21 protein-coding genes are annotated in these 24,814 nt (G+C 49.9%); 15 read left to right on the top strand and 6 right to left on the bottom strand.

Going from position 1 to position 24,814, the window contains the following annotated elements:
• Positions 1 to 81 precede the first annotated feature (81 nt).
• Positions 82 to 291, bottom strand: a complete 210-nt coding sequence (locus tag SPIRS_RS20060; protein WP_013256523.1) for a YgaP family membrane protein — start codon at positions 289 to 291, stop codon at positions 82 to 84.
• A 145-nt stretch (positions 292 to 436) separates the two neighbouring features.
• Here SPIRS_RS20060 and SPIRS_RS20055 point away from each other — a divergent pair, with 145 nt between their 5' ends.
• From SPIRS_RS20055 to SPIRS_RS20030, 6 genes are all read left to right on the top strand, one after another.
• The gene (locus SPIRS_RS20055) at positions 437 to 1,516 is read left to right on the top strand and encodes a DUF1611 domain-containing protein (protein WP_013256522.1); all 1,080 of its coding nucleotides are present in this window, start codon (positions 437 to 439) and stop codon (positions 1,514 to 1,516) included.
• Positions 1,513 to 2,586 (top strand): mandelate racemase/muconate lactonizing enzyme family protein, encoded by a 1,074-nt coding sequence (locus SPIRS_RS20050; RefSeq protein ID WP_013256521.1) that lies wholly within the window; start codon positions 1,513 to 1,515, stop codon positions 2,584 to 2,586. The genes SPIRS_RS20055 and SPIRS_RS20050 overlap by 4 nt, the downstream gene beginning before the upstream one ends.
• Positions 2,583 to 4,319 (top strand): TrkH family potassium uptake protein, encoded by a 1,737-nt coding sequence (locus SPIRS_RS20045; RefSeq protein ID WP_013256520.1) that lies wholly within the window; start codon positions 2,583 to 2,585, stop codon positions 4,317 to 4,319. Before SPIRS_RS20050 ends, SPIRS_RS20045 begins: the two co-directional genes overlap by 4 nt.
• A 22-nt stretch (positions 4,320 to 4,341) precedes the next feature.
• Positions 4,342 to 5,034 (top strand): potassium channel family protein, encoded by a 693-nt coding sequence (locus SPIRS_RS20040; protein WP_013256519.1) that lies wholly within the window; start codon positions 4,342 to 4,344, stop codon positions 5,032 to 5,034.
• 8 nt (positions 5,035 to 5,042) lie between these two features.
• Positions 5,043 to 5,864, top strand: coding sequence for a hypothetical protein (locus SPIRS_RS20035; protein WP_013256518.1), 822 nt, complete (start codon positions 5,043 to 5,045; stop codon positions 5,862 to 5,864).
• A 152-nt stretch (positions 5,865 to 6,016) separates the two neighbouring features.
• Positions 6,017 to 8,500: an adenosylcobalamin-dependent ribonucleoside-diphosphate reductase gene (locus tag SPIRS_RS20030; RefSeq protein WP_041866151.1), complete on the top strand. Its 2,484-nt coding sequence runs from the start codon at positions 6,017 to 6,019 to the stop codon at positions 8,498 to 8,500.
• A gap of 101 nt (positions 8,501 to 8,601) precedes the next feature.
• Here SPIRS_RS20030 and adhE read toward each other — a convergent pair whose 3' ends face one another.
• Positions 8,602 to 11,262: a bifunctional acetaldehyde-CoA/alcohol dehydrogenase gene (gene adhE / locus SPIRS_RS20025; protein WP_013256516.1), complete on the bottom strand. Its 2,661-nt coding sequence runs from the start codon at positions 11,260 to 11,262 to the stop codon at positions 8,602 to 8,604.
• A gap of 197 nt (positions 11,263 to 11,459) precedes the next feature.
• Here adhE and SPIRS_RS20020 point away from each other — a divergent pair, with 197 nt between their 5' ends.
• From SPIRS_RS20020 to SPIRS_RS20010, 3 genes are all read left to right on the top strand, one after another.
• On the top strand, positions 11,460 to 12,686 hold the full coding sequence (locus SPIRS_RS20020) for an arginine deiminase (protein WP_013256515.1): 1,227 nt from the start codon (positions 11,460 to 11,462) through the stop codon (positions 12,684 to 12,686).
• Positions 12,687 to 12,711: 25 nt separating this feature from the next.
• Positions 12,712 to 13,707 carry an ornithine carbamoyltransferase gene (argF, locus tag SPIRS_RS20015; RefSeq protein ID WP_013256514.1) on the top strand — a complete coding sequence of 332 codons (996 nt, stop codon included), beginning with the start codon at positions 12,712 to 12,714 and terminating at the stop codon, positions 13,705 to 13,707.
• Positions 13,708 to 14,036: 329 nt separating this feature from the next.
• Positions 14,037 to 15,209, top strand: a complete 1,173-nt coding sequence (locus SPIRS_RS20010; protein WP_013256513.1) for a Gfo/Idh/MocA family protein — start codon at positions 14,037 to 14,039, stop codon at positions 15,207 to 15,209.
• 4 nt (positions 15,210 to 15,213) lie between these two features.
• Here SPIRS_RS20010 and SPIRS_RS20005 read toward each other — a convergent pair whose 3' ends face one another.
• Positions 15,214 to 17,283 carry a sensor histidine kinase gene (locus tag SPIRS_RS20005; RefSeq protein ID WP_013256512.1) on the bottom strand — a complete coding sequence of 690 codons (2,070 nt, stop codon included), beginning with the start codon at positions 17,281 to 17,283 and terminating at the stop codon, positions 15,214 to 15,216.
• Between the two features lie 199 nt (positions 17,284 to 17,482).
• On the opposite strand from SPIRS_RS20005, the gene SPIRS_RS20000 reads away from it, so the two are divergent.
• Together SPIRS_RS20000 and SPIRS_RS19995 are read left to right on the top strand one after the other, a co-directional pair.
• Entirely contained in the window at positions 17,483 to 18,418 is a 936-nt protein-coding gene (locus tag SPIRS_RS20000; protein WP_013256511.1) for a DUF4349 domain-containing protein, read from the top strand.
• The gene (locus SPIRS_RS19995; protein ID WP_013256510.1) at positions 18,419 to 18,757 is read left to right on the top strand and encodes a cupin domain-containing protein; all 339 of its coding nucleotides are present in this window, start codon (positions 18,419 to 18,421) and stop codon (positions 18,755 to 18,757) included.
• Positions 18,758 to 18,759: 2 nt separating this feature from the next.
• Here SPIRS_RS19995 and SPIRS_RS19990 read toward each other — a convergent pair whose 3' ends face one another.
• The 3 genes from SPIRS_RS19990 to SPIRS_RS19980 form a co-directional block, all read right to left on the bottom strand.
• The gene (locus SPIRS_RS19990) at positions 18,760 to 19,050 is read right to left on the bottom strand and encodes a chorismate mutase (protein WP_013256509.1); all 291 of its coding nucleotides are present in this window, start codon (positions 19,048 to 19,050) and stop codon (positions 18,760 to 18,762) included.
• A gap of 9 nt (positions 19,051 to 19,059) precedes the next feature.
• Positions 19,060 to 20,832, bottom strand: a complete 1,773-nt coding sequence (locus SPIRS_RS19985; protein WP_245537636.1) for a sensor domain-containing diguanylate cyclase — start codon at positions 20,830 to 20,832, stop codon at positions 19,060 to 19,062.
• 108 nt (positions 20,833 to 20,940) lie between these two features.
• Positions 20,941 to 21,270: a helix-turn-helix domain-containing protein gene (locus SPIRS_RS19980; RefSeq protein ID WP_013256507.1), complete on the bottom strand. Its 330-nt coding sequence runs from the start codon at positions 21,268 to 21,270 to the stop codon at positions 20,941 to 20,943.
• A gap of 135 nt (positions 21,271 to 21,405) precedes the next feature.
• Between SPIRS_RS19980 and SPIRS_RS19975 the strand changes: the two genes are divergently transcribed.
• Genes SPIRS_RS19975 through SPIRS_RS19960 form a run of 4 tightly spaced genes read left to right on the top strand, consistent with a single transcriptional unit; the run spans position 21,406 to position 24,804 of the window.
• Complete coding sequence (locus SPIRS_RS19975) at positions 21,406 to 21,705, top strand: response regulator (protein WP_013256506.1); 300 nt, start codon at positions 21,406 to 21,408, stop codon at positions 21,703 to 21,705.
• Positions 21,706 to 21,729: 24 nt separating this feature from the next.
• Positions 21,730 to 22,791, top strand: coding sequence for a magnesium/cobalt transporter CorA (gene corA / locus SPIRS_RS19970; RefSeq protein ID WP_013256505.1), 1,062 nt, complete (start codon positions 21,730 to 21,732; stop codon positions 22,789 to 22,791).
• Positions 22,792 to 22,838: 47 nt separating this feature from the next.
• Positions 22,839 to 23,435 carry a TetR/AcrR family transcriptional regulator gene (locus tag SPIRS_RS19965; RefSeq protein WP_013256504.1) on the top strand — a complete coding sequence of 199 codons (597 nt, stop codon included), beginning with the start codon at positions 22,839 to 22,841 and terminating at the stop codon, positions 23,433 to 23,435.
• Complete coding sequence (locus tag SPIRS_RS19960; protein ID WP_013256503.1) at positions 23,425 to 24,804, top strand: MATE family efflux transporter; 1,380 nt, start codon at positions 23,425 to 23,427, stop codon at positions 24,802 to 24,804. The genes SPIRS_RS19965 and SPIRS_RS19960 overlap by 11 nt, the downstream gene beginning before the upstream one ends.
• Positions 24,805 to 24,814: the final 10 nt, after the last annotated feature.

Raw genomic sequence — 24,814 nt, 5'->3', positions numbered from 1 at the left:
CAGGTACAAAAGATCAAGTAAACCAGGAAACGAAAGGATTTCTCCGGGGAAAACGGCACAAAACCACCAGGATTCCGGACACTACTTACTTTTTTTCCCTTTTGTCGATATGCCGAGAGGGATGTAGAGTGGACAGAAGGCAAAAATCCCGGTAGCAAGGAATATCACCCCGAGAACTCCAATAATTACGGCTAATGGGCCGTTAATCTGTCCTGTGAAGAGCAAAATCGCCGCAATGATCGCAAGAGCGATCCGTATGAGCCGGTCAATGGTTCCTATATTCTGTTTCATCTATGTTATCCTCCTATATAAACAAAATAATATATTTGCGAAATAAGGGCAATTTTTCTTCATACTCGTTTTCCGTTGCGCTTTTCTCCGTTGAATCAGCCCCGGCTTCACGCTACAATATGTCGTATCCTGTTAAGGAGGATATATGGCTGAAAAAAGCGGTTTCGACGGCAATGCCGTTGTTTATTGCGAAGGCTTTTTTAATACCCCTTACGGTAAAACGGCCCATGGTTTAGTTCGTTTTACCAAGCGCTACAAGGTAGTCGCTCTCCTTGATAGCCGCTATGCCGGACGTGATGCCGGCTTGATACTCGATCGGAAGGCAAACGGCATTCCAATCTATGAAAGGCTTTCCCATGCACGGGAAGCGGCAGAAAAAAGCGGAACACCCCTCACCCATTTTGTGATTGGCCTCGCTCCCGATGGGGGTGCCCTTTCCGAGAGTGCAAGAGCAGCGGTACTTGAGGCTGTCTCGGCCGGGCTCTGCGTTGATTCCGGACTCCACAGCTTTTTGTCGGATGATCCCGAAATCGCGGCTCTTGCGAAGAAAAACGGGGTTACACTCCGGGATATTCGAAAGACCCCCGAACGGAAATACCTGCATCCCTTTACCGGTCGTATATCCGAGGTTGAGAGCTATCGGATTGCTCTGCTAGGAACGGACTCTGCGGTGGGAAAGCGAACCACGGCATGGAAGGTGAAAGACGCCTTGGATGCTGCGGATATCGATACCGCCTTCATAGGAACCGGCCAAACGGCTTGGCTCCAGGGGGCTCGTTATTCACTCATTATGGATAGCCTTATCAATGACTTTGTTGCCGGAGAAATCGAACATGCCATTCTTTCTGCCTGGGATGCCGAACATCCCAGGGCCATGGTTATCGAAGGGCAGGGGAGTTTGATGAATCCGATTTATCCTGGTGGTTTTGAAATCCTTGCTGCAGGTAGACCTCAGGCCGTGGTGCTGCAGCATGCTCCCGCCCGCAAGGAGTATGATGGGCTGCCCGGCTACCCCTTGCATTCTCTTGAAACCCAAATTCAGGCGATCGAAATGCTTTCGGGATGTCCCGTTGTGGCCATCACCATCAACCATGAGGGGCTTGAACCGGAGGCGGTTCCCTCTATATGTGAAGAGATCGCCGCGGCTACGGGATTGCCGACGGCCGATCCCCTACTTCAGAAGCTCGATGCCTTGGTTGACCTTTTTAAGGGCCGAATCGTATGAAAATTCTTCGCTGTGAGGTGTGGCCGGTGACCCTTAAACTTCGGGCCCCCTTTACCATTGCCTACAGCACTCTTGATGAGACGGTGAATGTCTTTTTTCGTATTGTAACCGATACGGGGCTTACCGGTTGCGGGGTTGCGGCTCCCGATGAAATGGTAACGGGCGAAAACGAAACGACGATTTTACCGGCCCTTCGTGAAACGGCAGAGCCGCTGCTGCGTGGCAGCGATCCTCTGAAGATGGGAATGCTTATCGAAAAGCTTGGAAAGGTCTTACCCAAGGAGCCGACGGCCAGGGCGGCCGTAGACATGGCCCTTTTCGATCTGCTTGGTAAAAAAGCCCATCTTCCCCTCTTTCAGCTACTGGGCGCTTGCCGCAGCAGCATAAAAACCAGCGTCACCGTTGGTATCATGCCCCTCGAAGAGACCCTCGAAGAAACTCGTCGCTGGATCGCCAAGGGCTTTTCCGCGATTAAACTGAAGGGAGGGCTCAATCTGGAAGAGGACATTCGCAAGGTGCGCCGCCTTCGGGAACTTCTGGGGCCGGGAGTCGGCCTGCGCTTTGATGCGAATCAAGGTTATAGCGTTGAAGAGGCCCAGCGTTTTATCGAAGAAACCGCCTTAGCAAAACTGGAGGCGATCGAACAGCCGACACCGGCGGCCTCTCCTTCGCTTCTCGGAGATGTTCGTGCCGGTGGTCGCGGGGTGGTTCCTGTCATGGCCGATGAAAGTTTGTTGAAGCTTTCCGATGCTTTTCATCTTGCCCGTAAAAAATTGGTGGATATGCTTAACATCAAGCTCATGAAAACAGGCGGTATCCGTCCAGCCGAGCGCATTGCCGCTATCGCCCGGGCAGCCGGACAGGAGATCATGGTCGGCTGTATGGATGAGGCAGGCCTCGGTGTGGCTGCTGGGCTCCATTTCGCTCTCGCCCAGCCCGATGTTCGCTACGCCGATCTGGATGGCTATTTCGACTTCACCAACGATACCACGGCTTCTGCGGTGCAGGTGAAAAATGGACTACTCTACCCAACCGGGGAACCTGGCCTTGGCTTTGAGGTATCAATGTGAAAAAGCTTCGCTCCAATGTTCTAGTCGTCGTCACCCTTATTTTGAGCGTCATAACTCTTTTTATAGAACAGAGCAGCCTTGCTGCCGATTTTGCCTTTTATTCGAATATTCTTGATTTTATTGTTCTTTTCCTGCTGCTTTTCGAGGTGTATCGTGATTTTGCCGAGGCAAAGCTGAGGTGGCTCTATTTTCGGCGAAACATCCTTTCTCTTCTCTTTGTTCTCGCTTTTGTCGTACTCTTTGTCTATAACAAGCTTATCTATGTCGGTAGGTCGCCCGATGATCTCATGGGCTTAAGTCTCGGTGTTGTCATCGTGAGGAATATTTTTATTCTTTTAAAGACCTTCAGCAGAATCATGCGCCTGAATACCTTTGTAGAAAGCATCTCTGTTCATCCTGCCCAGACTATCCTGTTTAGCTTTCTGTTGGTGATTCTGACCGGGGCACTTTATCTTATGGCCCCCTTCACTACCATTTCGCCGGGGGGGCTCGGCTTTCTTGATGCACTTTTTACCTCTACCAGTGCCGTTTGCGTTACCGGACTGATTGTGGTGGACACCGCCACGGTTTTTACCTTTTGGGGGCATCTCGGTATCCTTATTCTGATTCAGATCGGCGGCCTCTCGATCATGATCATCAGCTACTTTACCATCTTCCTTTTTCGTCGTCAGGTGAGCTTGGAAGAAAAGCTGTTGATCAGCTATATGCTCAGCGAAAAAGATATGACCAATCTTGCCAAGAATCTACGAACAATCATCTTTTCCAGCTTTTTTTTAGAGGCGGCCGGCGCCCTTTTGCTCTATTTTCCCATGAAGGGAGCAGCTGGCGGAGGTTCTGAGAGTGCCCTGTTTCTTGCAGTTTTTCATGCCGTATCCGCCTTCTGTAATGCGGGATTCGCCCTTTTTTCCGACAGCCTCGAGCAATTTCGCGGCATGCTTTCGGTAAACCTTGTGGTGGCGGCGCTTATTATCATCGGCGGAATCAGTTTTGCGGTGATTAGCGATCTCCGACATTTTTTTTCTGTCCGTATCGTTGCGCTTTTTCGCAGACGGCGGCCGGGAATAGGTTCTATTAGTTTGAATAGTCGACTGGTTCTCGTGGGAACGGCCGTTCTTCTGCTTTCCGGCACCTACCTTGTTTATGGTCTGGAGCACACAGGAGCCCTTGCGCAGCTTCCCCTTGCTCAACAGTATCTCTCTGCTTTTTTTCAGTCGGTAACCCTGCGTACAGCCGGTTTTAATACCATCCCCTTTGATTCTCTGAAGAGCCCCACCCTTTTAGTTATGATCGTGTTTATGTTTATCGGGGCTGCTTCGGGAAGTACGGCTGGCGGTGTGAAAATAAACAATATTGCAATTGTGTGGGCTTATATTCGTTCGGTGCTTCGCGGAGGGGGGCAGGCGACGATCATGCGTCGTTCCATCGAACCGGAGCAGGTCAACAGCGCCTTTCTTGTGCTCCTTTTTGGAGTTTCTGCTGTTTTCGGGGGGACTATCCTGCTTTCCGCCAGCGAACGTGCTCCGCTGGATAGGATTCTTTTCGAGGCGGTTTCCGCTTTTGGAACCGTCGGTCTTTCGACGGGAATCACCGCAGGGCTAAGTAGTATGGGGAAATGGGTAATCATTTCTTTGATGTTTATGGGGCGTCTCGGTCCCTTGACGATTCTTGCCGCCGTTTCCAGGCAGGGGAAACGGTCCCCGGTTGCCTATCCTACGGGTAATATTTCTACGTGATGTGTGACGAGAGGGAGGAAATATGGCACGAGAGCGTGTTTTTGCGGTAATCGGACTTGGTACCTTTGGTCGCCAGGTTTCTCTTGAGCTTTCGGCTCGGGGAGGAAAGGTTATCGCCGTTGATAATCAGCCTAAGCAGGTGGAGGCGGTGAAAGATGCCGTAACACAGGCTGTTTTGGTGGATGCCACCGATGAGGAGGGGCTCTCCGCTCTTAGCCTCGAAGAGGTGGATGTCGCCATCGTGGCAATAGGCGACGCCGTTGAATCGGGGATTCTTACCACCGCCATACTCAAACGCAGCGGGGTCCCCTATATTGTGGCCAGGGCCATCAGTGAGATTCATGCCGAGGTTCTCCGGCAGGTAGGGGCCGACGAGGTGATCAACCTTGAAGTCGATGAAGGAAGAAGGATTGCCCAGCGACTTATTGCTCCCCATGTCCTTGATCGAATCCCCATAAGCAGTTCCATCAGCTTTGCCGAGGTCTATGTTCCCCGCAGTTTCGTCAACAGTACCCTGGTTCGACTCGATCTTCGCAAACGCTTCTCCATCAACGTTATCGCCATAAAACGGACCACACTTTCGGTGGATGAAGTAGGTAATCCCCTGAAAAATGAAGAGGTGATATTCCCGGACAGCGAAACGGTACTCCTCGAGCAGGATGTTTTGCTGGTAGTCGGAAAAAATGAGGATATAGAAGCGGTTAAAGAGTATTAGGAGCTGATATGATCATTGTATCGAAGCGGGACATTCTTCTTCTCGGATTTTTAACGGTTTTGACCGTTCTTGTCCTCGGAGTAATCGGATATCGGTTTTTCCTTCATCCCGAGCTTGCCTCCCAGCTTGGTTTTAAACTGACGGCGGAGCGTTTTCTGTTTATTGCCGTGGTTGTGGCTACAATCCTTGCACTTTTCTACGGTGCAGCACTGATGCGAAGTCGCAATGTGAGTCGTGAAATCGAAAAGATGATCGAACATACCGGTTCCGATGATTACAAACCGGAAGTGAGCTTGAGAAAACTTGGGCGCCTGGGACGGCAGATCAGCCGTCTCTACACCAGGCTCAACGAACTCAACCGTAAACTTGTGCTCAGGATCGGAGCCCAGTCTTCTCTCATCGGTTTTCTTGTCGGCAACATGAACCAACCTATCCTTATCACGGATATTCTCGGCCGTATTCAGTACATCAGCAAAGGCTATGTGGAAAAAAAGAAGGCAAGTCGTTCCGAATTGCTAAGCGATTTTGTAGAGAATCTCTCTGCGGATATTGTTACCCAATCGATTTTGTCCAAGGCTGCAAACAGCCATGCGGCCGTTGATGTTTACCTTGAGAAGGAAAAAGAACAGATCACCGTTCATCCCGTCTATAATCGCGACGGAGATGTATCCTACCTTGTCTTTGATTTCAGCCATGAGCACTTCTTTTCCAGGGAAGCTCTCGTGCCCGAGACGAAGGATGCCGAGGGTGGACGACAACATCGGCCGAAAAGAGACTCTTTTTTCGGTGGGATTGGTGCTATCTTTAGACGCAATGGAAAGAAGAGCTAAGAAACGGCAATTGGAGATTTTTTTCGTTGAATATCCTTCGCCTTTTCGTTAACCTTAGTGCTGTTTGAATTCATGAATGCCTGTCCGGTGGAGTGGGGTGGTGTTCCACCGGCGGACAGGCGCTCTTAAGCGAAACTATAACTGGGAGGACAATGGTGTCGTTACAGAAGAATGCTCTCAACGATCTGGGAAGAAAAATCTTTCTTGATCGATATGCATTGAAGGACGGATCGAAGAAATCACTGAAAGTGGGGGATATTGTTGTCGTCGTTAGCAATCCCCAAACCGGTCAGCGGGAGATCGGTTCCGTCACTGCAATGGAAAACGGCACCGTTATCGTCAAACTTGATACAGGCGAAGAGGTCGAGCGGAGCCTTGAGCATGTAGATAAGCCCCTTGAAACAACCCCTGCTCAGATGATAAAGCGAGTGGCCTCCGGTATTGCCATGGAGGAGACCAAAGAGAAGCGGGAAGAGTGGACGGAACGCTTTCGCTGGCTCCTTGAAGATTGGCGTTTTGTGCCCGGCGGACGTATCCTGACAGGAGCGGGAACCGATCAGAATCTTACCTATTACAACTGCTACGTTATTCCCAGTCCCGAAGATAGTCGGGGCGGGATCATCAAAACCCTGGGCCATATGACCGAGATCATGAGCCGGGGCGGTGGAGTCGGTATTAATCTGACCTCGCTGAGGCCCCATCATGCATATGTGAAAGGGGTAAACGGCCGTTCTTCCGGATCCGTGAGTTGGGGGGCCCTCTATAGCTTTGTTACCGGTTTGATCGAGCAGGGGGGCAGCCGTAGGGGTGCCCTGATGCTTATCCTCAATGTTTGGCATCCCGATATTCTCGAGTTTATTTCGAGTAAACGACAGATGGGGCAGATCACCAATGCGAATATCAGCGTCGGTATTACCGACGATTTTATGAAGGCCGTCAAAGAGGACCTTGATTGGGAACTGGTGTTTCCCGATACCAATTATCCCGGTTATGATAAGGAGTGGGACGGCGACTTCGTGGCCTGGAAGGCCGCAGGTAAGCCTGTTAATGTCTATCGTAAGGTGAAGGCTCGGGAGATCTGGAATTCCATTATCGAAAGCGCCTGGGCAAGCGCCGAGCCTGGGATCTTTTTCGTCGACCGCTACAATGCCATGAGTAATTCCGGTTATTACGCAAGGATCCAGTGTACCAATCCTTGCGGGGAGCAGGGACTGCCGAGTTGGGGTGTCTGCAATCTCGGGGCGGTCAATCTATCGCGCTTTGCAAACGGCAACGATGTGGATTGGGATAACCTCGGCCGCACCGTTCGCTATGCCGTCCGTTTTCTCGATGATGTAATCGACAATACTCCCTACTTTTTTGAGGCAAACAAAGAGCAGCAGCTTTCGGAACGGCGTGTGGGGCTCGGCACAATGGGGCTTGCGGAATTGATGATCAAGCTGAAGATTCGCTATGGTAGTAAGGAATCCGAGGCTTTTCTTGATAAACTGTACCGCTTTATAGCTGTTGAGGCATACCGTTCCAGCAGTGATACTGCCAAAGAGAAGGGGAGCTTCCCCAAGTTCGAGGCCGAACCATTTCTTGAAAGCGGCTTCATGAAAGGGATGCCCGAGGAGATTCGAAGAAAGATCGCCGAGAATGGTATTCGAAACGTTACCCTTCTGACCCAGGCTCCTACCGGAACGACAGGAACAATGGTGGGAACTTCCACAGGAATCGAACCCTATTATTTCTGGGAATGGGAGCGCCGTGGACGGATGGGAAGCAATATCGAGCGGGTAGGCGTCTACGACGAGTGGCGAAAGGCCAATCCCGAAGCGGAGCAGCTTCCCGACTATTTTGTCTCGGCCATGGACCTTTCTCCGGAAGAGCACGTCAAGGTTCAGGCATCCATACAGCGCTGGGTTGATTCAAGTATCAGTAAAACCTGTAACGTTCCCAATCAGTATTCTGTAGAGCAGACAAAGCAGCTCTATGAACTGATGTACGATCTCGGCTGCAAGGGCGGTACCATCTATCGTGACGGCAGCAGAGACGAACAGGTATTGAACCTGAAGAAAGAGGAAGAAAAGAAGGAAAACCCGGTCGAGGTGAAGCAGATCAAGCCGAGGGTTCGTCCCACAATGCTTCATGGGGTTACTTACCGTAAACATACTCCAATCGGAACCGCATATATCACCGTTAATGCCGACGGTGCCAGCATGGAAGAGCCTTTCGAGGTCTTTATCAACGTTGCAAAGGTAGGATCGGACGTTGCTGCCGATGCCGAAGGTTTGGGGCGGCTCATTAGTCTCATTCTGCGCATGCCCAGCCCTCTGGGACCTGTCGAGCGGGCGAAGGCCGTGATTGCCCAGTTGCGAAGTATCGGCAGCGGCCGCCAGCGTGGTTTTGGAAAGAACCGGGTGATGAGCCTTCCCGATGCGGTGGCCCAGGCCTTGGAAGAACATATTGGTACGGTCTTCGGCGAAAGCAGCTATCCGGTACTACCCGACGAGGAAGAAGAGGAGGCTGCAAAGCAGTTCGCCTTTTCCTTCGATGCACTCCATGCCGACATCTGTCCGGTCTGTGGAAATGCTACCTTTATGTTTATCGAGGGCTGCAAGAAGTGTCACAGCTGCGGCCATAGCGAGTGCTGAGCCCTTTGGGGAGCCATTGTCCATGACTGCTTTCTGATCTGCATGAGCGAAAATGAAAAAGGCCGACCGAAGTGTATGCCCTCGGCCGGCCCTGCCGTCTTTTATGCTTTTGTTATGTATGCTGTTGTCACTGATTTCCCTGAAAAAGCAGCCAGATAGAGATCTTTGATCTCACTGATGAGCGGGTAACGGGGATTTGCCCCGGTGCACTGATCGTCGAAGGCCGCCTCTGCCATGGCATCCAGCTCCTTCGTAAAGGCTTCTTCCCGGATACCCGCTTCGGCAATGCTTTTCGGAATATCCAGATCCGCTTTTAGTTTTGTGATCGCATCAAGCAGTGTATCGACCTTTTCCTCCATTGTCCCTCCACCGAGACCGAGACCGAGATAATCGGCGAGCCTGGCGTAGCGCTCTGCCGCTTGGGGATGAGTGTACTGGGGAAAGGTACCTTGCTTTGCCGGAGCTTCCGAAGCGTTGAAACGCACTACCTGGTTGATAAGGAGCGCGTTTGCCAGCCCGTGGGGGAGGTGGAAAAAGCTGCCGAGCTTATGGGCCATGGAATGGCAAACCCCGAGAAAGGCATTTGCAAAAGCCATTCCCGCCATATTGGAGGCGTGGTGAACTTTTTCCCGTGCCTCCATATCGGCCGCACCGAATCGATAGGCCCTGGGCAGGTATTCAAAGAGAAGGCGTATGGATTCCATAGCCAGAGGAGTTGTATATTCAGTGGCAAGCATGCTTGCAATTGCCTCGAGCCCATGGGTTACCGCATCGATACCGGAGTATGCTGTCAGCCTTGCGGGCATCTGGGCGGCAAGCTCCGCATCGCAGATTGCCATGTCGGGGGTAAGGGCATAGTCGGCAATGGGATACTTGATGCCTGTTTCATCGTCGGTAATGACCGCAAAGGGGGTTACCTCACTTCCCGTTCCACTGGTGGTGGGAATTGCGATGAGGCTCGCCTTTTGGCCCATCTCGGGAAAGCGGTACACCCGTTTGCGGATATCCATAAAACGTGCTGCAAGATCCTGAAAGTGCACCTCCGGGTGTTCATAGAGAACCCACATGATTTTAGCGGCGTCCATGGGGCTTCCGCCGCCAAAGGCAATGATCAGATCCGGTTGAAAGGCATCCATCCGCCTGACACCCGTTCGGGCGTTGGAGAGGGTGGGATCGGCCTGTACCTCGCTGAAAATTTCCGTTTTGATGCCCATCTTTTCCAAGCGGTCGGTAAGTACCTTGGTCATTCCCGAGTCGAAAAGAAAGCGATCGGTGACGATGAAGGCCTTCTTTTTTCCTTCAAGTTCTTCGAGGGCAACGGGAAGCGAACCTCTTTTGAAAAAAACCTTTTTTGGGGCACGAAACCACAACATGTTTTCCCTCCTTGCCGCAATGGTTTTATAGTTGAGTAATTGTTCCGGTCCGACATTTTTACTTACGGAATTGCCTCCCCAACTCCCGCAGCCAAGGGTAAGGCTCGGCTCCAGTGAAAAATTGTAGATATCGCCAATGGCTCCCTGACTCGCCGGCATGTTGACCAGGGTCCTTCCCGTTTTCATGGTTGCCCCGAATCGTTCGATTCGTTCTCTGTGTGCGGGGTTGGTGTAAAGCACACTGGTATGACCAAGCCCTCCGAAGGTGACCAAAGCTGCGGCTGTTTCCAAGGCCTGTGAAAACTCTTTTCGCTTGTAGAGGGCCAGAACCGGGCTTAGCTTTTCAGCGCTCAGCGGCTCCTTGCTTCCCACTGCTTCGACTTCGGCAACCAGCACTTTAGTGGATTCGGGAACCGTAAAACCCGCCATCCCGGCAATGGTCGAGGCTTTTTGGCCGACTACTTTGGGAGAGAGTTTTCCTTCGCCGAACATCAGCCGACCAACCTTTTCCTTTTCCTCTTTGTTGAGAATGTAAGCCCCGCGGCATACCAGCTCGCTTTTTACCTCTCGGTAGATTTTCTCGACAACCACAACGGACTGTTCACTGGCGCAGATCATGCCGTTGTCGAAGGTTTTGCTCATCAAAATGGAACTCACCGCCATTTTGACATCTGCACTCTCGTCTATCAGTGCCGGAGTGTTGCCGGCTCCGACACCTATGGCTGGAGTTCCGCTCGAATATGCCGCCTTTACCATGCCTGGGCCTCCTGTTGCGAGGATAAGGCTGATAGACGGGTGTTCCATCAGTTGCCTGCTCAGTTCGACCGAGGGGTCTTCGATCCAGCCGATGATATCTTTCGGTGCCCCTGCAGCCACCGCTGCTTCAAGAACGATCCTGGCGGCCTCTATGGTACACACCTTTGCCCGGGGATGGGGACTGAAGATGATACCGTTTCGTGTTTTAAGGGCAAGGAGGGCCTTAAAAATGGTTGTACTTGTCGGGTTCGTTGTAGGCACTACACCGGCAATAACACCAAGTGGTTCGGCAATTTTTGCAACCCCGAAGGTAAGGTCCTCCTCTATGATCCCACAGCTCTTCATGTCCTTATACTTATTGTAGATATATTCCGATGCAAAGTGATTTTTGATCACCTTATCCTCGGCGACTCCCATTCCTGTTTCCTGGGCGGCAAGCTTCGCCAATTCGATTCTTGCCCCGGCCGCCGCCATGGCAGCGGCTCGGAAGATGGCGTCCACCTGCTGTTGATTGTACCGGGCATAGCGGGCTTGTGCCGCAGCTACCTTCCGAATACTGTCGTTAAGCATTGCTTCATCGCCGATCGGCTGTGCTTTATGTGTTTCCCGCTTGAGTTTGCTTTCGATAGACATGGTTACCTCCTGTAATCGATAAAAAAATATCTAAAAACTGTATATATAGTATCGTGTAATGATCGGAAGGACAAGTATCGATAAATAAATATCGTGTAAAAAAGAACGAAATCTGCCAATAGGAGAAAATTCTTATTACTACTGCAATAGTTATTATACGTTGCGTCATTTTGAAAAAGTGTATACCATACCTTCTCATGATCAATGTGACCAATGAAATAGGAACGTTGCAGTCTGTTCTTGTACATCGCCCCGGCCGGGAGCTGGAGCGGCTTACCCCAAGATACCTAGAAGAGATGCTCTTTGAAGATATTCCGTGGTTGAAGAAGATCAGGGAAGAGCACGATCTTTTTGCCGAGACACTTTCAAAACGAGGATGTAAGGTCTACTACTATCACGATCTCCTTGCCGATATCCTGAGGGAGGAAGCAGTCTGTCGTGTCATGATCGACGATGTGCTCTCTGCTTGCCGAATCGGATCGACCCTGCTAAAAGAGTCCATTCGAGATTATCTGCGCGGCATGGAGGCAGAGCGGCTGGCAGAGGTCTTCATCTCCGGTTTAGAGAAAAAAGAGATCGACCGTTTAGCCGGTCAGTCGCGTCTCTCGAGCTATATTCGGGAGGCTTACCCTTTCTACATCAACCCCCTTACAAACCTTTACTTTACACGGGACCCCGGCGCTGTCATCGATTCGGGACTTGTCGTCAGTGCAATGAAGACTCCGGCAAGAAACCGGGAATCGCTGATACTTCAATATCTTCATGATTATCACCCTCTGTTCGCCGATCCTCAGGGTGAGGGACAGATTCCGCTCTGGTATAAGCCTTCTGATCTGGATAGTATTGAAGGGGGAGATATTTTGATGCTCTCTCCCGAAGTTGTCGCGGTGGGGTGCAGCGCGAGAACAGGGACCGAAGGGATAGAGCGGCTTGCCGAGCGGCTTTTCTCCGGTCCCTCCGGGATACAAGAGGTCTTGGTAATACAGATCCCCTTTGTTCGTGCTTTTATGCACCTTGATACCGTCATCACCATGGTAGATCGGGACACATTTACCATTTTTCCCGATATTCGGGAAAAGATTGCACTCTTTCGCCTTAAGCCGACAAAAAGAGGAGGAATTAGCATCTCCCCTCTTGACAGTCTAGAGAAGAGCCTGAAAGAATCTCTCAAGCTTCCTGCGATCCGTTTGATTGAAAGTGGTGGTGGCGATGATTTGACCGCCGCTCGTGAACAGTGGAACGATAGTACCAACACCCTGGCCCTTGAGCCGGGAGTCGTCGTTACCTATGATCGAAACGTCGCCTCAAACGATACGCTTCGTGCTGCAGGCATCGAGGTGGTCGAGATAGAGGGATCGGAGCTTGTTCGGGGCCGAGGCGGTCCCCGCTGTATGAGCATGCCGCTTCAGCGTGAAGCGATTTGAGAAGGCACGAGATAAGGAGGAACCCATGCCTGTAAATTTGAAAGGAAGAAGCTTACTGACCTTGAAGGACTACACACCTGAGGAGATTCGCTATCTTCTCGACCTTTCTGTTGATCTAAAACGTAAGAAACGTTCAGGAATTCGGGGAAACCTGCTTGTCGGAAAGAATATCGTTCTGCTTTTTGAGAAGGCCTCTACTCGTACCCGTTGTGCCTTTGAAGTTGCCGCCTTCGACGAAGGTGCCCAGGTGACCTTTCTCACCAATAGCCAGATGGGAAAGAAGGAATCGATCGAGGATACCGCTCTCGTGCTTGGCCGTTTCTACGACGGTATTGAGTTCCGGGGCTTTAAGCAAGAGACTGTTGAGCTCCTTGCTAGATACTCCGGAGTTCCGGTATGGAACGGTTTGACGGACCTCTATCATCCAACGCAGATTCTTGCCGATTTTATGACCATTATGGAACATGTTGACAAGCCCCTTTCAAAGGTGAAGCTTGTTTTCGTAGGTGATGCCCGTAATAACATGGGCAACAGCCTTATGCTTGCTTCGGCGAAAATGGGAATGACCTTTGTCGCCGTTGCTCCAAAGGAACTCCACCCTTCTGGTGAGATGGTTGATTATGCCGCTTCGGTTGCGAAAGAGACCGGTGCCGTTATCTCCATGACCGACAATATCGCCGAAGGTGTAAAAGATGCGGATGTCATATACACCGATGTATGGGTTTCCATGGGTGAGGAGGCCCAGTTCGCCGAGCGGATCAAACTGCTGAAGCCCTATCAGGTCGATATGAAGATGATGAAATCGACAGGCAACCCCGACACCCTTTTTATGCATTGCCTTCCTTCTTTTCATGACCTCGAAACCAGTATCGGGAAAGAGATTCACACTAAATTTGGTCTTGCCGAGATGGAGGTCACCAATGAGGTGTTTCGCAGCAAGCACTCGGTGGTCTTTGACGAAGCTGAGAACAGAATGCACACCATCAAGGCGGTTATGGTCGCCACGATCGGGGCTCTATAGCCATATAGCCAACGTATTCTTGCAATAAGGCGTTTCAGCCGGCTCGGATGAAGATAATCTCCGAAGATGGATAACGGCAACTAGCTTATTCCGTTGGAGAGCCATCCCCGCCGGCAGGCGTGCCCAGAGGTTCCCGGCCGCGGTGTCTCTTACAATTCCGTTCAGATTTGCTTCCTCGGGGCTGCTTGAGTGTGCTGTCCCATGGCAACCTCCTCCATAATCAAGATTATCTTCCAGTAGATAAAATGAGCCGCAAAAAAAATGTACACCGACACTGTTTTACGCTAGAATCAAGTGAACATATCTCGATATTCTTGGGAGCAAAGCGCATGAAATCTTTTAATGTCGGAGTTATCGGTATCGGTGATATCAGCGATAAGTATATTGCCAATCTGAAACAATTTGATGTTGTGCATCTGATAGCCTGTGCCAGCCGAGGATGGGAAAAGGCGCAGGCCTTTGCCGATCAATTCGGTATACCCCGGGCATACGCCTGTGGGCAAGAGGTGATCGATGATCCCGATGTCGATATCGTTTTAAACCTAACCCCTCCTTCTGTTCATGCTCAGTATAATATTGCCGCCCTGCGTGCCGGGAAGCATATCTATTCAGAAAAGCCTCTTGCCGCCACCCTCGAGGAGGGGCGTACCATTATTTCCCTCGCCGCAGAAAAGGGCCTCTATGTGGGCTGTGCACCGGATACCTTTCTGGGAGGACGCTTGCAGACTTGTAGAAAGGTGATAGACGAAGGAAGAATCGGAAGGGTTGTCGGAGCCGGGGCATACTGTGTCTATCATGGTGTCGACACCTTCCACAATAGTCCTTTTTTCTATTTTAAAGAGGGGGCGGGGCCCCTTCTCGATATCGGTCCCTATTACCTGACTGCCCTTCTTTCCCTGATCGGACCGGTAAAACGATGTAGCGCCATGGCGAACAGGGCGTCGAACACGAGAGAGGTTCTTGGTGGCCCCTGTAAGGGGGAAAAGATCGATGTGGAAGTGGATACGCACGTTATTGGCAACCTCGAGTTTCATAGCGGTGCTGTGGCAAGTATCATTACCAGCTTCGATGTCTGGGATTCCGAAATGCCAAGAATCGAAATCTACGGTACAGAGGGAACGATTTCCATCAATGACCCCGATCCTCTTGATGGTCCTAACATCTTTGGCGGCCCTGTGCTTTTACGGACAAAAAAAGAGTATCGATGGTATGGCTTTCCCAGACCAGACCATTTCTCCGATTGGATCGAGGTACCGATTCTGCACCGTTATACCTCTACCTCTCATGAAAAAAACAGCCGGGGGATCGGCCTTGTGGATATGGTCTATGCGATCAAAGGGGGAAGGAGAGCTCGGGCCAGCGGTGAAATGGCATATCACTCTCTCGAGGTTATGCTCAAGATGCTTCAATCTGCTCGGGAAGGCTGTTTCTATTCGATTGAAAGTAGTTTTCTCATACCTGCGCCGCTTCCTCAGGATTTTCCCGATGGCGAGGATCGATAGTATATCAGCGTGCGGAGGTAATCTCTCCGCCTTTGCCGGCCGAGACCAAGCTTGAATCCTTTATCTCGGGGAAGCTAATGAAAAAGGTTGTGCCCTCTTCTCCATAGCAACAAACCGATCCATTGAGTTGCTCTACAAGTAGATGCACCAGTTGGAATCCCAAAGAGCGTTTTTTGCTGAATAAACTCCTCGGAAATCCTTTTCCGTTGTCGGAGACCGTGAGCTCCACCATTTCGCGCTTATCACGATTCCCTTTGATGCTTATGTGAGCCTTCTTCGCGTCCGAGAAAGCATGACGAAGAGCGTTGCAAACCAGTTCGGTAAGGATAAGGCCACAGGGCATGGCCTGCTCGACAGAAAGGTTGAGGTTGTTCGCGTCGACTGTAAAGGAAATCGCGCGGCCGTTTACCGTATGCATTTCGGCGAGATGCCCCACAACGGCCAGAAGATAGGGTTCCAATTCTATATGATCGAAACTATTACTCTGGTATAGCTGTTCATGAACGAGGCTGATGGAATAGATATGAGCGATACTCTCGTGAAAACCTACGGCTTCTGCCGAACCACGAAGCTGTGACTGCTTGAGATTGAGAAGACTGATGATCAACTGTAGATTGTTTTTTACCCTGTGATGCACCTCTTCAAGGAGTACCTCTTTTTCCCGAATTGCTTTCTGAAGACGGGTGATATCCGATCCGACCGAAAGGATTTCGACGAGATCTCCCTTTTCGTTTCGAAGCGGCATTGAAGTCCACTGAATCCATGCAAGCTCTCCGTTGCCCTTATGATTTATATTTTTGTAAGAGGAGAAGGATTCGGGATCATTCCAGATGTCGGCGAATAGGATAGGGTCGTTTGCTATTGTTATGCGGGCGAGAGGAATGGGCTGTATGGTACTATCGAAATTGAAAAAGCGGGCGGCAAATTCGTTATAATAGGTGATGAAACCTTCCTTGTTCCAGCGAATGATGATGGTCTGGGCATTTTCTACAAGTAGGCGGTAGGTTTGCTCACTCTTCTGTAGCGCCAACTCTCTGGTTCGAATTCGTTCGGCCATGGTTTTCATCGCATTGAGAAGAGCCTCCGCTTCTCTGAAGCTCTTTTCGCCATTAACCTCGTACCTGCCATCTGCTATCAATTGTGCTTGTCTGGTTAATGCTTCAATGGGGTTGACGATACGTCTTCCAAGGAAAAGGATGATCCCGATAAGGAAGATCGAAAATATGACGGTTACAATAATAATGGTGAAACCTAAGGTGTGTACCGGAGAAAAGAATTCATCTGCGGGAGAGAGAACATAAAGAGGCCAACCCGTCTTTTCTATGACCAGCCGCCGGGAGAAGTACCGGGTTCCCGCGATCTTAAGAATTTCCGATGGCCGCGTTTGATGGTCCGAAAAAAGCTTATGCTGTTGTTCCACCAATGTTTTATTTTCAAAGGCGATGACCGTTCCCGTTTTATCGGTTATAAGGATCGACCGATTTCCTGATTGTCTGACATCCTGTACAAATGCCGACAGGATGTCCAGGTTAAGATCTGCCATGAGCACGCCCTGTTCGAAGGGAACACCGTAGCAGATTGTAGGTTCCGATGTAATTGAAGAGATGAAAGAGTTGCTCCAGTATCCGATCTGATCTGCTTTCACGGTACGAAAGAACGTGGTGTTTCCCAAATTACTGCCGATAAAATTCTCATCGTAGGGAACGGTGGTCACGACATCGCCTGAGGCACTTACAATCGTTAGTCGTCTAAAAGGGGGAATCGTTTCAAGCAACGAGGAGAGAAGTCTTTCGTAGTCATTTGATCCCTCATTTCGCAACCAGATGCTCTCTTTTGTAATTGTTTGTGTCATGGCCGTTGCTCCCTCCAAAAAAAGTGAAATTTCCCTTTGGATAGAGCGGGCAAGAAATTCATTATCCTGCCGAATCTGCCGTAGTAAGATGTCCGATGTGGTTCTGTACATGATGATGGAGAAGAGCAGGATTGAGGGAACCATCAGCGGAAAAAGTACTAAGGTGAGCAAGCTTCTGATGCCCCGCCGTCTTTTGCTACCGAATAGTGGCAATATGTCCATCCTTTATAGCCTTTGTCGGCTCAGGGCCCACTTGCTGATGAGCACCGGATTAATCACCTTTTGCTTATAAAGCTGCTGTGCTGCAATACTACAGATGGATAACCTGTTCCTATTCATGGGAAGATTATAGGGGATTCACTCGCTCCTGGAAAGAATTAATGCTGGAGAGAGATAGGTAAATGGGTTAGACTCTTCCTATATGAAACGATCCATTTTTTATGTGACGGCATGTTTCCTTGTGCCGCTTTCTTTCTTTATGGCGGGGTGTGGTTCGAAGACGGCTGAAACCGCCGCCTTTGCCCCCATGGCCGAAAAGCGCGTCGGTAGTGCCGATCTGCGGCGCAGTGTGGAAAGCTTCGCGAGCTTTGATACCGGCGGAGGGGCTCTTGCACAGGCGGCTCAGGAAGCTCCTGATACAAGTGATCGAAAGCTTGTAAGTACGGGTTCGATGGAACTTGAGGTCAACGACCTTGATATTGCCGAGAGCGCCGTTCGTAAGGCGACGGATTCGGCCGGCGGCTATGTGCAGTCTTCGAGCAGATATGAAGACACCCTTTCGATGGAGTTGAAGATCCCCGCAGAGGCGTTCTCTGCGTTTCTTGATGCGGCAGAAGGTTTTGGCCGGCTGGAGTCCCGCAGTATCAATGTTGAAGATGTTTCCGATCGCTATTACGATCTGGAGCATCGGATCAAAAATAAGGAGATCCTCGTTGAACGCTACCAGAAGTATCTGCAGGAAGCAAAAAGTGTTGAAGATCTTCTGACGGTGGAACGGGAACTAAACGATGCGACAACGGAACTTGAGCAGCTCAAAGGCTCTTTTCAGAACCTTGACCATCGGGTTTCCTTCTCGACCCTTCATATGGTGGCTCACTTACCCTCCTGGGAACAGCAGGAAGATCCGTTGCCCTCTATTCGGGCGGGCTTGAAACGTTTCGGGCGAATGATCGTTCAGGTTCTCTATGTGATTCTTTTCCTTCTGCTTGGACTTGTTGTCTTTGGGATTCCCGGTGTGCTTGTGGTCGGGGCCTTATATTGGCTTGCCTTTGGGAAGGTCGGCCTGGTACGCCGATTCTGGCATAGACTACGGCCCAGCCGACGGACAAAGAACACAACGGAAAAGGAAGAAGAATAAATGGAAGAACGAATTGCTTACGCCACCCTCGATCGTGCGATTCCTGCAGCAGGACCGCAGGGAATTGTCCGAAGAACCCTTGCCTGGAACAAAGAGGCCATGACCTGTCATTTCCTACTCGAAAAGGGGGCTGTTATTCCGATGCACCACCATTCGGCAGTACAAAGCGGCTATGTCATCCGCGGAAAAGCAAAATTTATGAGAGGAAACGGGGAATCTTTTATCGGCGAAGCCGGAACGAGTTATGTGTTCGATCCAGATGAAGAACACGGTGTGGAGGTCTTCGAAGAGAGCGAAATCATCGAATTCTTCACTCCCTCACGGCCCGAATATCGATAGTATTATGAGGATGTCATAATAGCATGCTGGTCTTTCTTCGCCTCTTCGACGAGAAAAGCGTGGAGGCGGAGAGCCAGGGATACGTCAAGGCCCGCTTCAAAGGCAATCCGTTTGTAACGTTCTATCTGCTCTTGTTCTCTGTCGGGATCTGCGATTGCCCTTTGTTCTTTCTTTTTTAGATTGCCTATCTTTTCCGTCGTTTTGAATCGTTCCGCCATGAGACGGAGTAAGGCGGCATCAATATTATCGATGCTATGTCGTAAATCATTCAACTGATCACTGCTCATATGCATGAGCTTATGCTAATTACCCTCCGGGGACAAGGGGCTTGCATCTTCCGGGGAAATGGAAACCCTGTTCCTTCCACTCCTTTTTGCCGAATAGAGCGCCTGATCGGCCAGTTTGACAAGGATGCCCCTGTCGATTCCTGGGCGTATATGTTTTTCCGCTATTCCCAGGCTTACGGTAACCACGGAAGCAACCTCCGAGTAGGCATGCACGATATTGAGATCTTGGATCCCCTGCCGTAATCTTTCCGCTACCTTTGCCGCACTCTCCAGTGGATGCCCCGGAAGAAGGATGATAAACTCTTCTCCACCATAGCGGGCGACAAAATCTTCACCCCGTTTTAGGCTTTCCTGAACCAAGGTCGCGATTTTCTTCAGACAGACATCTCCCGTAGGGTGACCGTAGTTATCGTTATACGCCTTGAAAAAGTCGACGTCCATCATAATCAGGGAGAGGGGAAGGTTTTCTCGTTCGCTGCGTCGCCATTCTCCCGTATATACCTCCTCAAAGTAACGTCGATTCGGAATCTCCGTGAGCGGATCGATTCTTGAAAGCCGTTCTAATCTTTGATTTACCTGTCCAAGTTCCCAGGTCCGCTCTTCTATCTTTTGTTCAAGTTGATCATTGAGGAGTTTGACTTCTTCCGCCAGGTGCTCAGCCTTTTTGTAGGAACGGTCGAGCTTCCAAGAAAGAAAATACGCCTGCAACAGTAAAAAGAAAAGGATCCCGAAGCTTAGGAGTTCCGGCATATTGATGTTATTGATTTCTCTAAAATAATCGGAAAGCGCAGCGGTCAAAACGATAGCCCCGCCGACCGCCAGCAAAATAGTCCCCGTTTTACTCGTGAGTATCTTCCCTGAGAATATAACCACTATAACGTAACAGCCGAGGGCGATGAATATGAAGAGTGCATACTGAAAAAACCAATCATAGATACTCACAGGAAAGAAAAGCAGAAGTACGCCGGAAGCAATAAGTAGCCCTCGAGCCAGCATGAGCGGCAGGATGGAGGCCTTACTACCCGCAATACCCCAGATATAGAGAATGATGAGCGGTAATAAAAGGAAAACCGGCATATAGCCAAGTTTCATCATCACTTCACCAGGCATGCCGGGCCATAACCGAACAAGAATTCGTTCGTCGACAATTCCTTCTCTCAATGCCGTTATGAATGCAATGATTGCAAAGTATAAAAGGGTTCTGTCCCTTCTGTATGTGAGGAAAAGGAGCATATGATAGAGCGAGAGCATAAGCAAGCTGCCGAAAAGGATAGAATCTCGGATGATATAACGATGGGTCATTTCCCGTATGGCTGTCTCTGTTCCAAACAGAATTCTATTCAGACTCATCCGGCGGTGGTGGTAGTTTGCGACTTGAATGACGATGTCCGCCTTTTTTCGCCTGGTCGAAAACTGAATAACCCGAGGGATATATCGAGGAATAAAGGGGTTGATGGAACCGGTAACCATCCGAAGAGAACCGTCGATCCACACCTTAGATGCCGCCCCGAAATAGGGCATTTTAAGGGCAAAATTGTGCATCCTGTTTCCATCGTTCATAGGAAGTTTAAGCCTCAAGCGGAGGGTCGCCGTACCCCGATAACCGATCAGCTCCTGGGGAAGCATCAGGGAGCTGGGAGGCTCACTCTCGGTAAATTCTCCCGGTTTTAAGAGCATCTGAGGATAAAACTCCCAGCTTCCATCCAGGGGGACGATTCCCATAGTTTCATAGCGCTTCATGCTGAGGTCGATCATTGCGTCGTCGGTCGTCTTTGACGCATACATCATACAAGGGGTTATCAAACATATAAAAAAAATAAGGCAAGGGCGACAACGATTATACATCACAAAAATGATAGCGAACGGGTTACTATCATGCAAGACGGAAAGGTAGCACTATTTTTCTAGAAAGCCGGAAAATGCCGAATCGATTTCTTTTACGAGGGTACCCTGAAGTTCCTGTTTTAATTTGGTGATTTTGCGATAATCACTGAGCAGATGCTGCTCTGTTTCCGGAAGAAGCAACTGATATGGTTCAAGCTGCAATGCCGAAGCCAGCCTTACAAAGGTATCGGCCCCCAACCAGCGTCTGGAACGTTCGATATCGTTCATGTGACCGGTAGAAATTTCGGCGCGTTCGGCAAGTTCCATCTGACTTAAGCCTTGGGATTTGCGCGCATTGCGGATATTTGTAGCCAATAATTCCAGCAGTTGTTCCGATTTCATTATGTATGAGTATCCGATCGTTGTCTTTGATTGCCAATAGTGTGTAAGCGTAAAAAATATGTAGCACATAACGGATGAATTGTAGACACAAATCGTTTAATTTGATCAAATACTCCCATGTCTTTATTGCCGAGAATGCAAACGTTTATCTTGGTAGAACCGAATGAGCTTTTTCGTCTTGGGCTGACACTGCTTTTTCGGTCTGTGGGATGTGAGGTCTTCCCGGTATCTTCGGGCGGTGCGGCCGTTGCACTCATGTACAGTAGGGAATTCTACGATGGCATATTGATGAATAGTAACCTGAGGACGGGGGTAAATGCCGCCGATGCAGTCTCCATGATTCGGAGCTTTTCACAGGTTCCCATTCTTCTTTTTGATGCAACGTTTCATGTCAGACCTTATGATTCGTTTTGTTGTGAGAGTATGCCCTTTTGACTATACTGAAGCCGGGGGTACAACATGAAGATGATTTCCCGTTACACAAAGAAAATCGGGCTGCCTCCCGGAACGGTAGTACATACCGGGGACCAAAAGATCAAGGCGGCGAAGGTTTCCATGATGCACTACTCCGGAGCCAGTTGTGAGGAGCAAGCCCTTGATGCAGAGACCGATTTCACTTCTTTGGCAACGTTGAAGGGGGTTACCTGGATCAATATTGATGGTCTGCACGATGTTTCCTTGATTCAGCGTGTTGGTACGGCCTTTGATCTTCATCCTCTAATTCTCGAGGATGTTACCAACATCGGGCAACGGCCGAAGTTCGAAGAGTATGGCGACCGCCTTTTTGTCATTCTGCCCATGATCAGTTTCGACGATCACAAGATGGCTATTGATGTGGAGCAGATCAGTCTGGTCTTCGGGAAGGGGTTCGTCCTATCGTTTCAAGAGCGGAGCGGTGATGTACTCGACTGCGTCCGGGAGCGGATACGGCACGGGGCAGGAAGGCTCCGTAAGGAAGGATCCGACTACCTTGCCTATGGACTGATCGATGCCATCGTCGACAACTACTATCTTGTCCTCGAGAGGATGGGTGATAAGATTGAGCTTCTTGGGGATGAGCTTATCGGTGATCCCAACGAAACAACACTCTACCGAATTCACGATTTGAAGCGGGAGATGATAGGGCTTAGGCGTTCAATCTGGCCTCTTCGGGAGTTGGTAAACGGTCTGATCCGTAGTGAATCTCTTTTGATCGGAAAAACTACCCGAATGTATGTACGAGATGTGTACGATCATACCGTCCAGATCATCGATACCCTCGAAAGCTATCGTGATATGGCCTCCTCCATGCTGGATATCTATCTTTCCAGTGTCAGCAATAAAATGAATGTGGTGATGAAGGTTCTCACCATCATCTCCACCCTCTTTATTCCCCTCAGCTTCATTGCCGGAGTGTACGGCATGAATTTTCGTTACATGCCGGAGCTTCAGTGGCGGTGGTCCTATCCTATATTTTGGCTCGTTTGCTTTTTAATTTTGATCGGAATGCTGATTTTTTTCAGAAAAAAGCGGTGGATATAGGTTTTTTACTTGACTCTTGTGAACAATGTTCATAAAAATATAAGATAATGCCGAAGCTTATCAAGAATATTGAGACTCGTCTTATAGACGAACTTGAGAATATGATTTTTACCGGGGGCTCTGAGTTGACGCTCAGAGCCCTCGCCGAACGTGCGGGAATTGCTGTCGGAACAATCTACAATTACTTTCCGGATAAAGACGATCTCCTGAAGGCTCTCTTCCAGCGGGAATGGTCAAACCTTATCACCGAGATTGTGAAAGAGTTGGATTCTGCCGAGGTATCTCGTAACGATCAAATCCGGAAGATTGTCGGCATGATCTATGAGTTGAGTGAACAGGTTGGGCGAACGCTTCCCCAACGAAAAACGTTACTCGGCGGCTGCAAGGAAAAAGGTGCTTTTCGCCTGCCAAGCTATCCCCATCGGCCTGAGGGGTGGCTCTGGCTTAGGGAAGCATTTCGTCCAATCTGGAATCGAGTATTTCCGGATTCAAATATCGATGTTGATCGGCTTACCATTATGGTGGTCTCGATCGTGCCCCGCCTTATCTTTCTTTTCCCTGAGCAAGGTGAGGAAAATATGCAATTTATTACGCAACTGATTCAGCGCGGGACAAAAGAATATGGAGCGACAGATGGCAGATAATTACAATAATGAACGAATCCAATTGCTGGCAGAGGGAGACATCGGCTCGGCCCTTTTCAAGCTTTCGGCTCCGGCAGTGGCCGGCATGATGGTTATGGCAATCTATAATGTAGTAGATACCTTTTTCGTGAGCCTTTTGCGGGACACCACGGCAGTTGCCGCTACAGGGATTGTCTTTCCCCTTTTTCAGCTTATCGGTTCCATCGGCCTTACCTTTGGGATGGGAGCCGCCAGTGTTATCAGCAGAAAGCTGGGAGAAAATGATTACAAAGAGGCAAACCGCACCGCTGCGACCGCTCTTTATACCTCTTTGGGCGTCGGTATCGTATTTGCTCTTGTCGGTGCAACCTTTATAAAACCACTTCTGATTCTCTTTGGGGCCACCGACTCTATCCTGAGCACCGCAGACCTTTACGGCAGAGTCATTGTGGGTGGTTCCATCTTCCAGGTTTCCAACATGACCCTCAACAATATTCTCCGTTCTGAGGGAGCTGCCTTACATAGCAGTACCGGGCAGATTATCGGTGCAGTTATGAATATTATCCTCGATCCTCTTTTTATCTTTGCCTTGAATATGGGCATAACCGGGGCCGCCATTGCAACGGTGATTTCACAAGGCATATCGACACTCTATCTTGCCAGCTACTATTTCCGAGACAAGGGAGCCGTCAATCCCTTTAAGCGTTCTTATTTCCACCCCACGGTAAGGACCTATCGAAATATTATGAACATGGGAATTCCCACCTTCGTACGGCAGATTTTGGGAAGCATCTCCTTTGCTATCGTCAATAACGCTGCAGGGGTCTACGGGGATTCCTCTATTGCAGCCGTCAGTATCAATTCCCGTCTTTTTAGTCTTCTGATGATGGCGCTTTTCGGACTGGCCCAGGGCTTACAGCCTTTGGCCGGATACAACTATGGCGCTCGCCGTTTCGATAGGGTACGTCAAACCATTAGGATTGTTTTCAGTGTTGCAAGTGGAATCGGTCTGTTTGCCGGAATCCTTTGTTTTATCTTTGCCCCAGCGATCATGCGGGTTTTTGCACCCCAGGACCCCGATGTCATTGCTATGGGCTCAGAGGCGATGCGCATGATGGCCCTTTCTCTTATTCCCGTGGGCTTAGTGATCATGTTCGGCGGGATTTTTCAGGCCCTTGGGAATGGGCGGTATGCCTTGATTCTGGCGGCAGGTCAGCAGGGGCTTTTCCTGATTCCTCTGGTGCTTATCCTTCCCCGCTTTTTCGGCATCTCGGGTGTATTCGCCGCCCAGCCTGCGGGGTTTGTCTTTGCTCTCCTTGTGGGAATGATACTCTTCTTCCGGCAAAGCAATGTTTTGAAGGCTCGAGAAACACAGATGCTGGAGGGGTAAAAAGGGAAGA

The sequence above is a fragment of the Sediminispirochaeta smaragdinae DSM 11293 genome (assembly GCF_000143985.1).
Lineage (GTDB): Bacteria > Spirochaetota > Spirochaetia > DSM-16054 > Sediminispirochaetaceae > Sediminispirochaeta > Sediminispirochaeta smaragdinae.
This window is presented reverse-complemented; position numbering and strand designations above follow the sequence as displayed.

Excerpts from the sequence above, each read along its gene's own strand:
- SPIRS_RS20000 (WP_013256511.1), top strand. The coding sequence starts at position 17,483 with ATGAAACGATCCATTTTTTATGTGACGGCATGTTTCCTTGTGCCGCTT.
- SPIRS_RS20050 (WP_013256521.1), top strand. The coding sequence starts at position 1,513 with ATGAAAATTCTTCGCTGTGAGGTGTGGCCGGTGACCCTTAAACTTCGG.
- SPIRS_RS20055 (WP_013256522.1), top strand. The coding sequence starts at position 437 with ATGGCTGAAAAAAGCGGTTTCGACGGCAATGCCGTTGTTTATTGCGAA.
- SPIRS_RS20060 (WP_013256523.1), bottom strand. The coding sequence starts at position 291 with ATGAAACAGAATATAGGAACCATTGACCGGCTCATACGGATCGCTCTT.
- SPIRS_RS19980 (WP_013256507.1), bottom strand. The coding sequence starts at position 21,270 with ATGAAATCGGAACAACTGCTGGAATTATTGGCTACAAATATCCGCAAT.
- SPIRS_RS20005 (WP_013256512.1), bottom strand. The coding sequence starts at position 17,283 with ATGGACATATTGCCACTATTCGGTAGCAAAAGACGGCGGGGCATCAGA.
- SPIRS_RS19990 (WP_013256509.1), bottom strand. The coding sequence starts at position 19,050 with ATGCATATGAGCAGTGATCAGTTGAATGATTTACGACATAGCATCGAT.
- SPIRS_RS20035 (WP_013256518.1), top strand. The coding sequence starts at position 5,043 with ATGATCATTGTATCGAAGCGGGACATTCTTCTTCTCGGATTTTTAACG.
- SPIRS_RS19960 (WP_013256503.1), top strand. The coding sequence starts at position 23,425 with ATGGCAGATAATTACAATAATGAACGAATCCAATTGCTGGCAGAGGGA.
- SPIRS_RS19985 (WP_245537636.1), bottom strand. The coding sequence starts at position 20,832 with ATGATGTATGCGTCAAAGACGACCGACGACGCAATGATCGACCTCAGC.
- SPIRS_RS20040 (WP_013256519.1), top strand. The coding sequence starts at position 4,342 with ATGGCACGAGAGCGTGTTTTTGCGGTAATCGGACTTGGTACCTTTGGT.
- SPIRS_RS19975 (WP_013256506.1), top strand. The coding sequence starts at position 21,406 with ATGCAAACGTTTATCTTGGTAGAACCGAATGAGCTTTTTCGTCTTGGG.
- adhE (WP_013256516.1), bottom strand. The coding sequence starts at position 11,262 with ATGTCTATCGAAAGCAAACTCAAGCGGGAAACACATAAAGCACAGCCG.
- corA (WP_013256505.1), top strand. The coding sequence starts at position 21,730 with ATGAAGATGATTTCCCGTTACACAAAGAAAATCGGGCTGCCTCCCGGA.
- SPIRS_RS19965 (WP_013256504.1), top strand. The coding sequence starts at position 22,839 with ATGCCGAAGCTTATCAAGAATATTGAGACTCGTCTTATAGACGAACTT.
- SPIRS_RS19995 (WP_013256510.1), top strand. The coding sequence starts at position 18,419 with ATGGAAGAACGAATTGCTTACGCCACCCTCGATCGTGCGATTCCTGCA.
- argF (WP_013256514.1), top strand. The coding sequence starts at position 12,712 with ATGCCTGTAAATTTGAAAGGAAGAAGCTTACTGACCTTGAAGGACTAC.
- SPIRS_RS20020 (WP_013256515.1), top strand. The coding sequence starts at position 11,460 with ATGATCAATGTGACCAATGAAATAGGAACGTTGCAGTCTGTTCTTGTA.
- SPIRS_RS20030 (WP_041866151.1), top strand. The coding sequence starts at position 6,017 with ATGGTGTCGTTACAGAAGAATGCTCTCAACGATCTGGGAAGAAAAATC.
- SPIRS_RS20010 (WP_013256513.1), top strand. The coding sequence starts at position 14,037 with ATGAAATCTTTTAATGTCGGAGTTATCGGTATCGGTGATATCAGCGAT.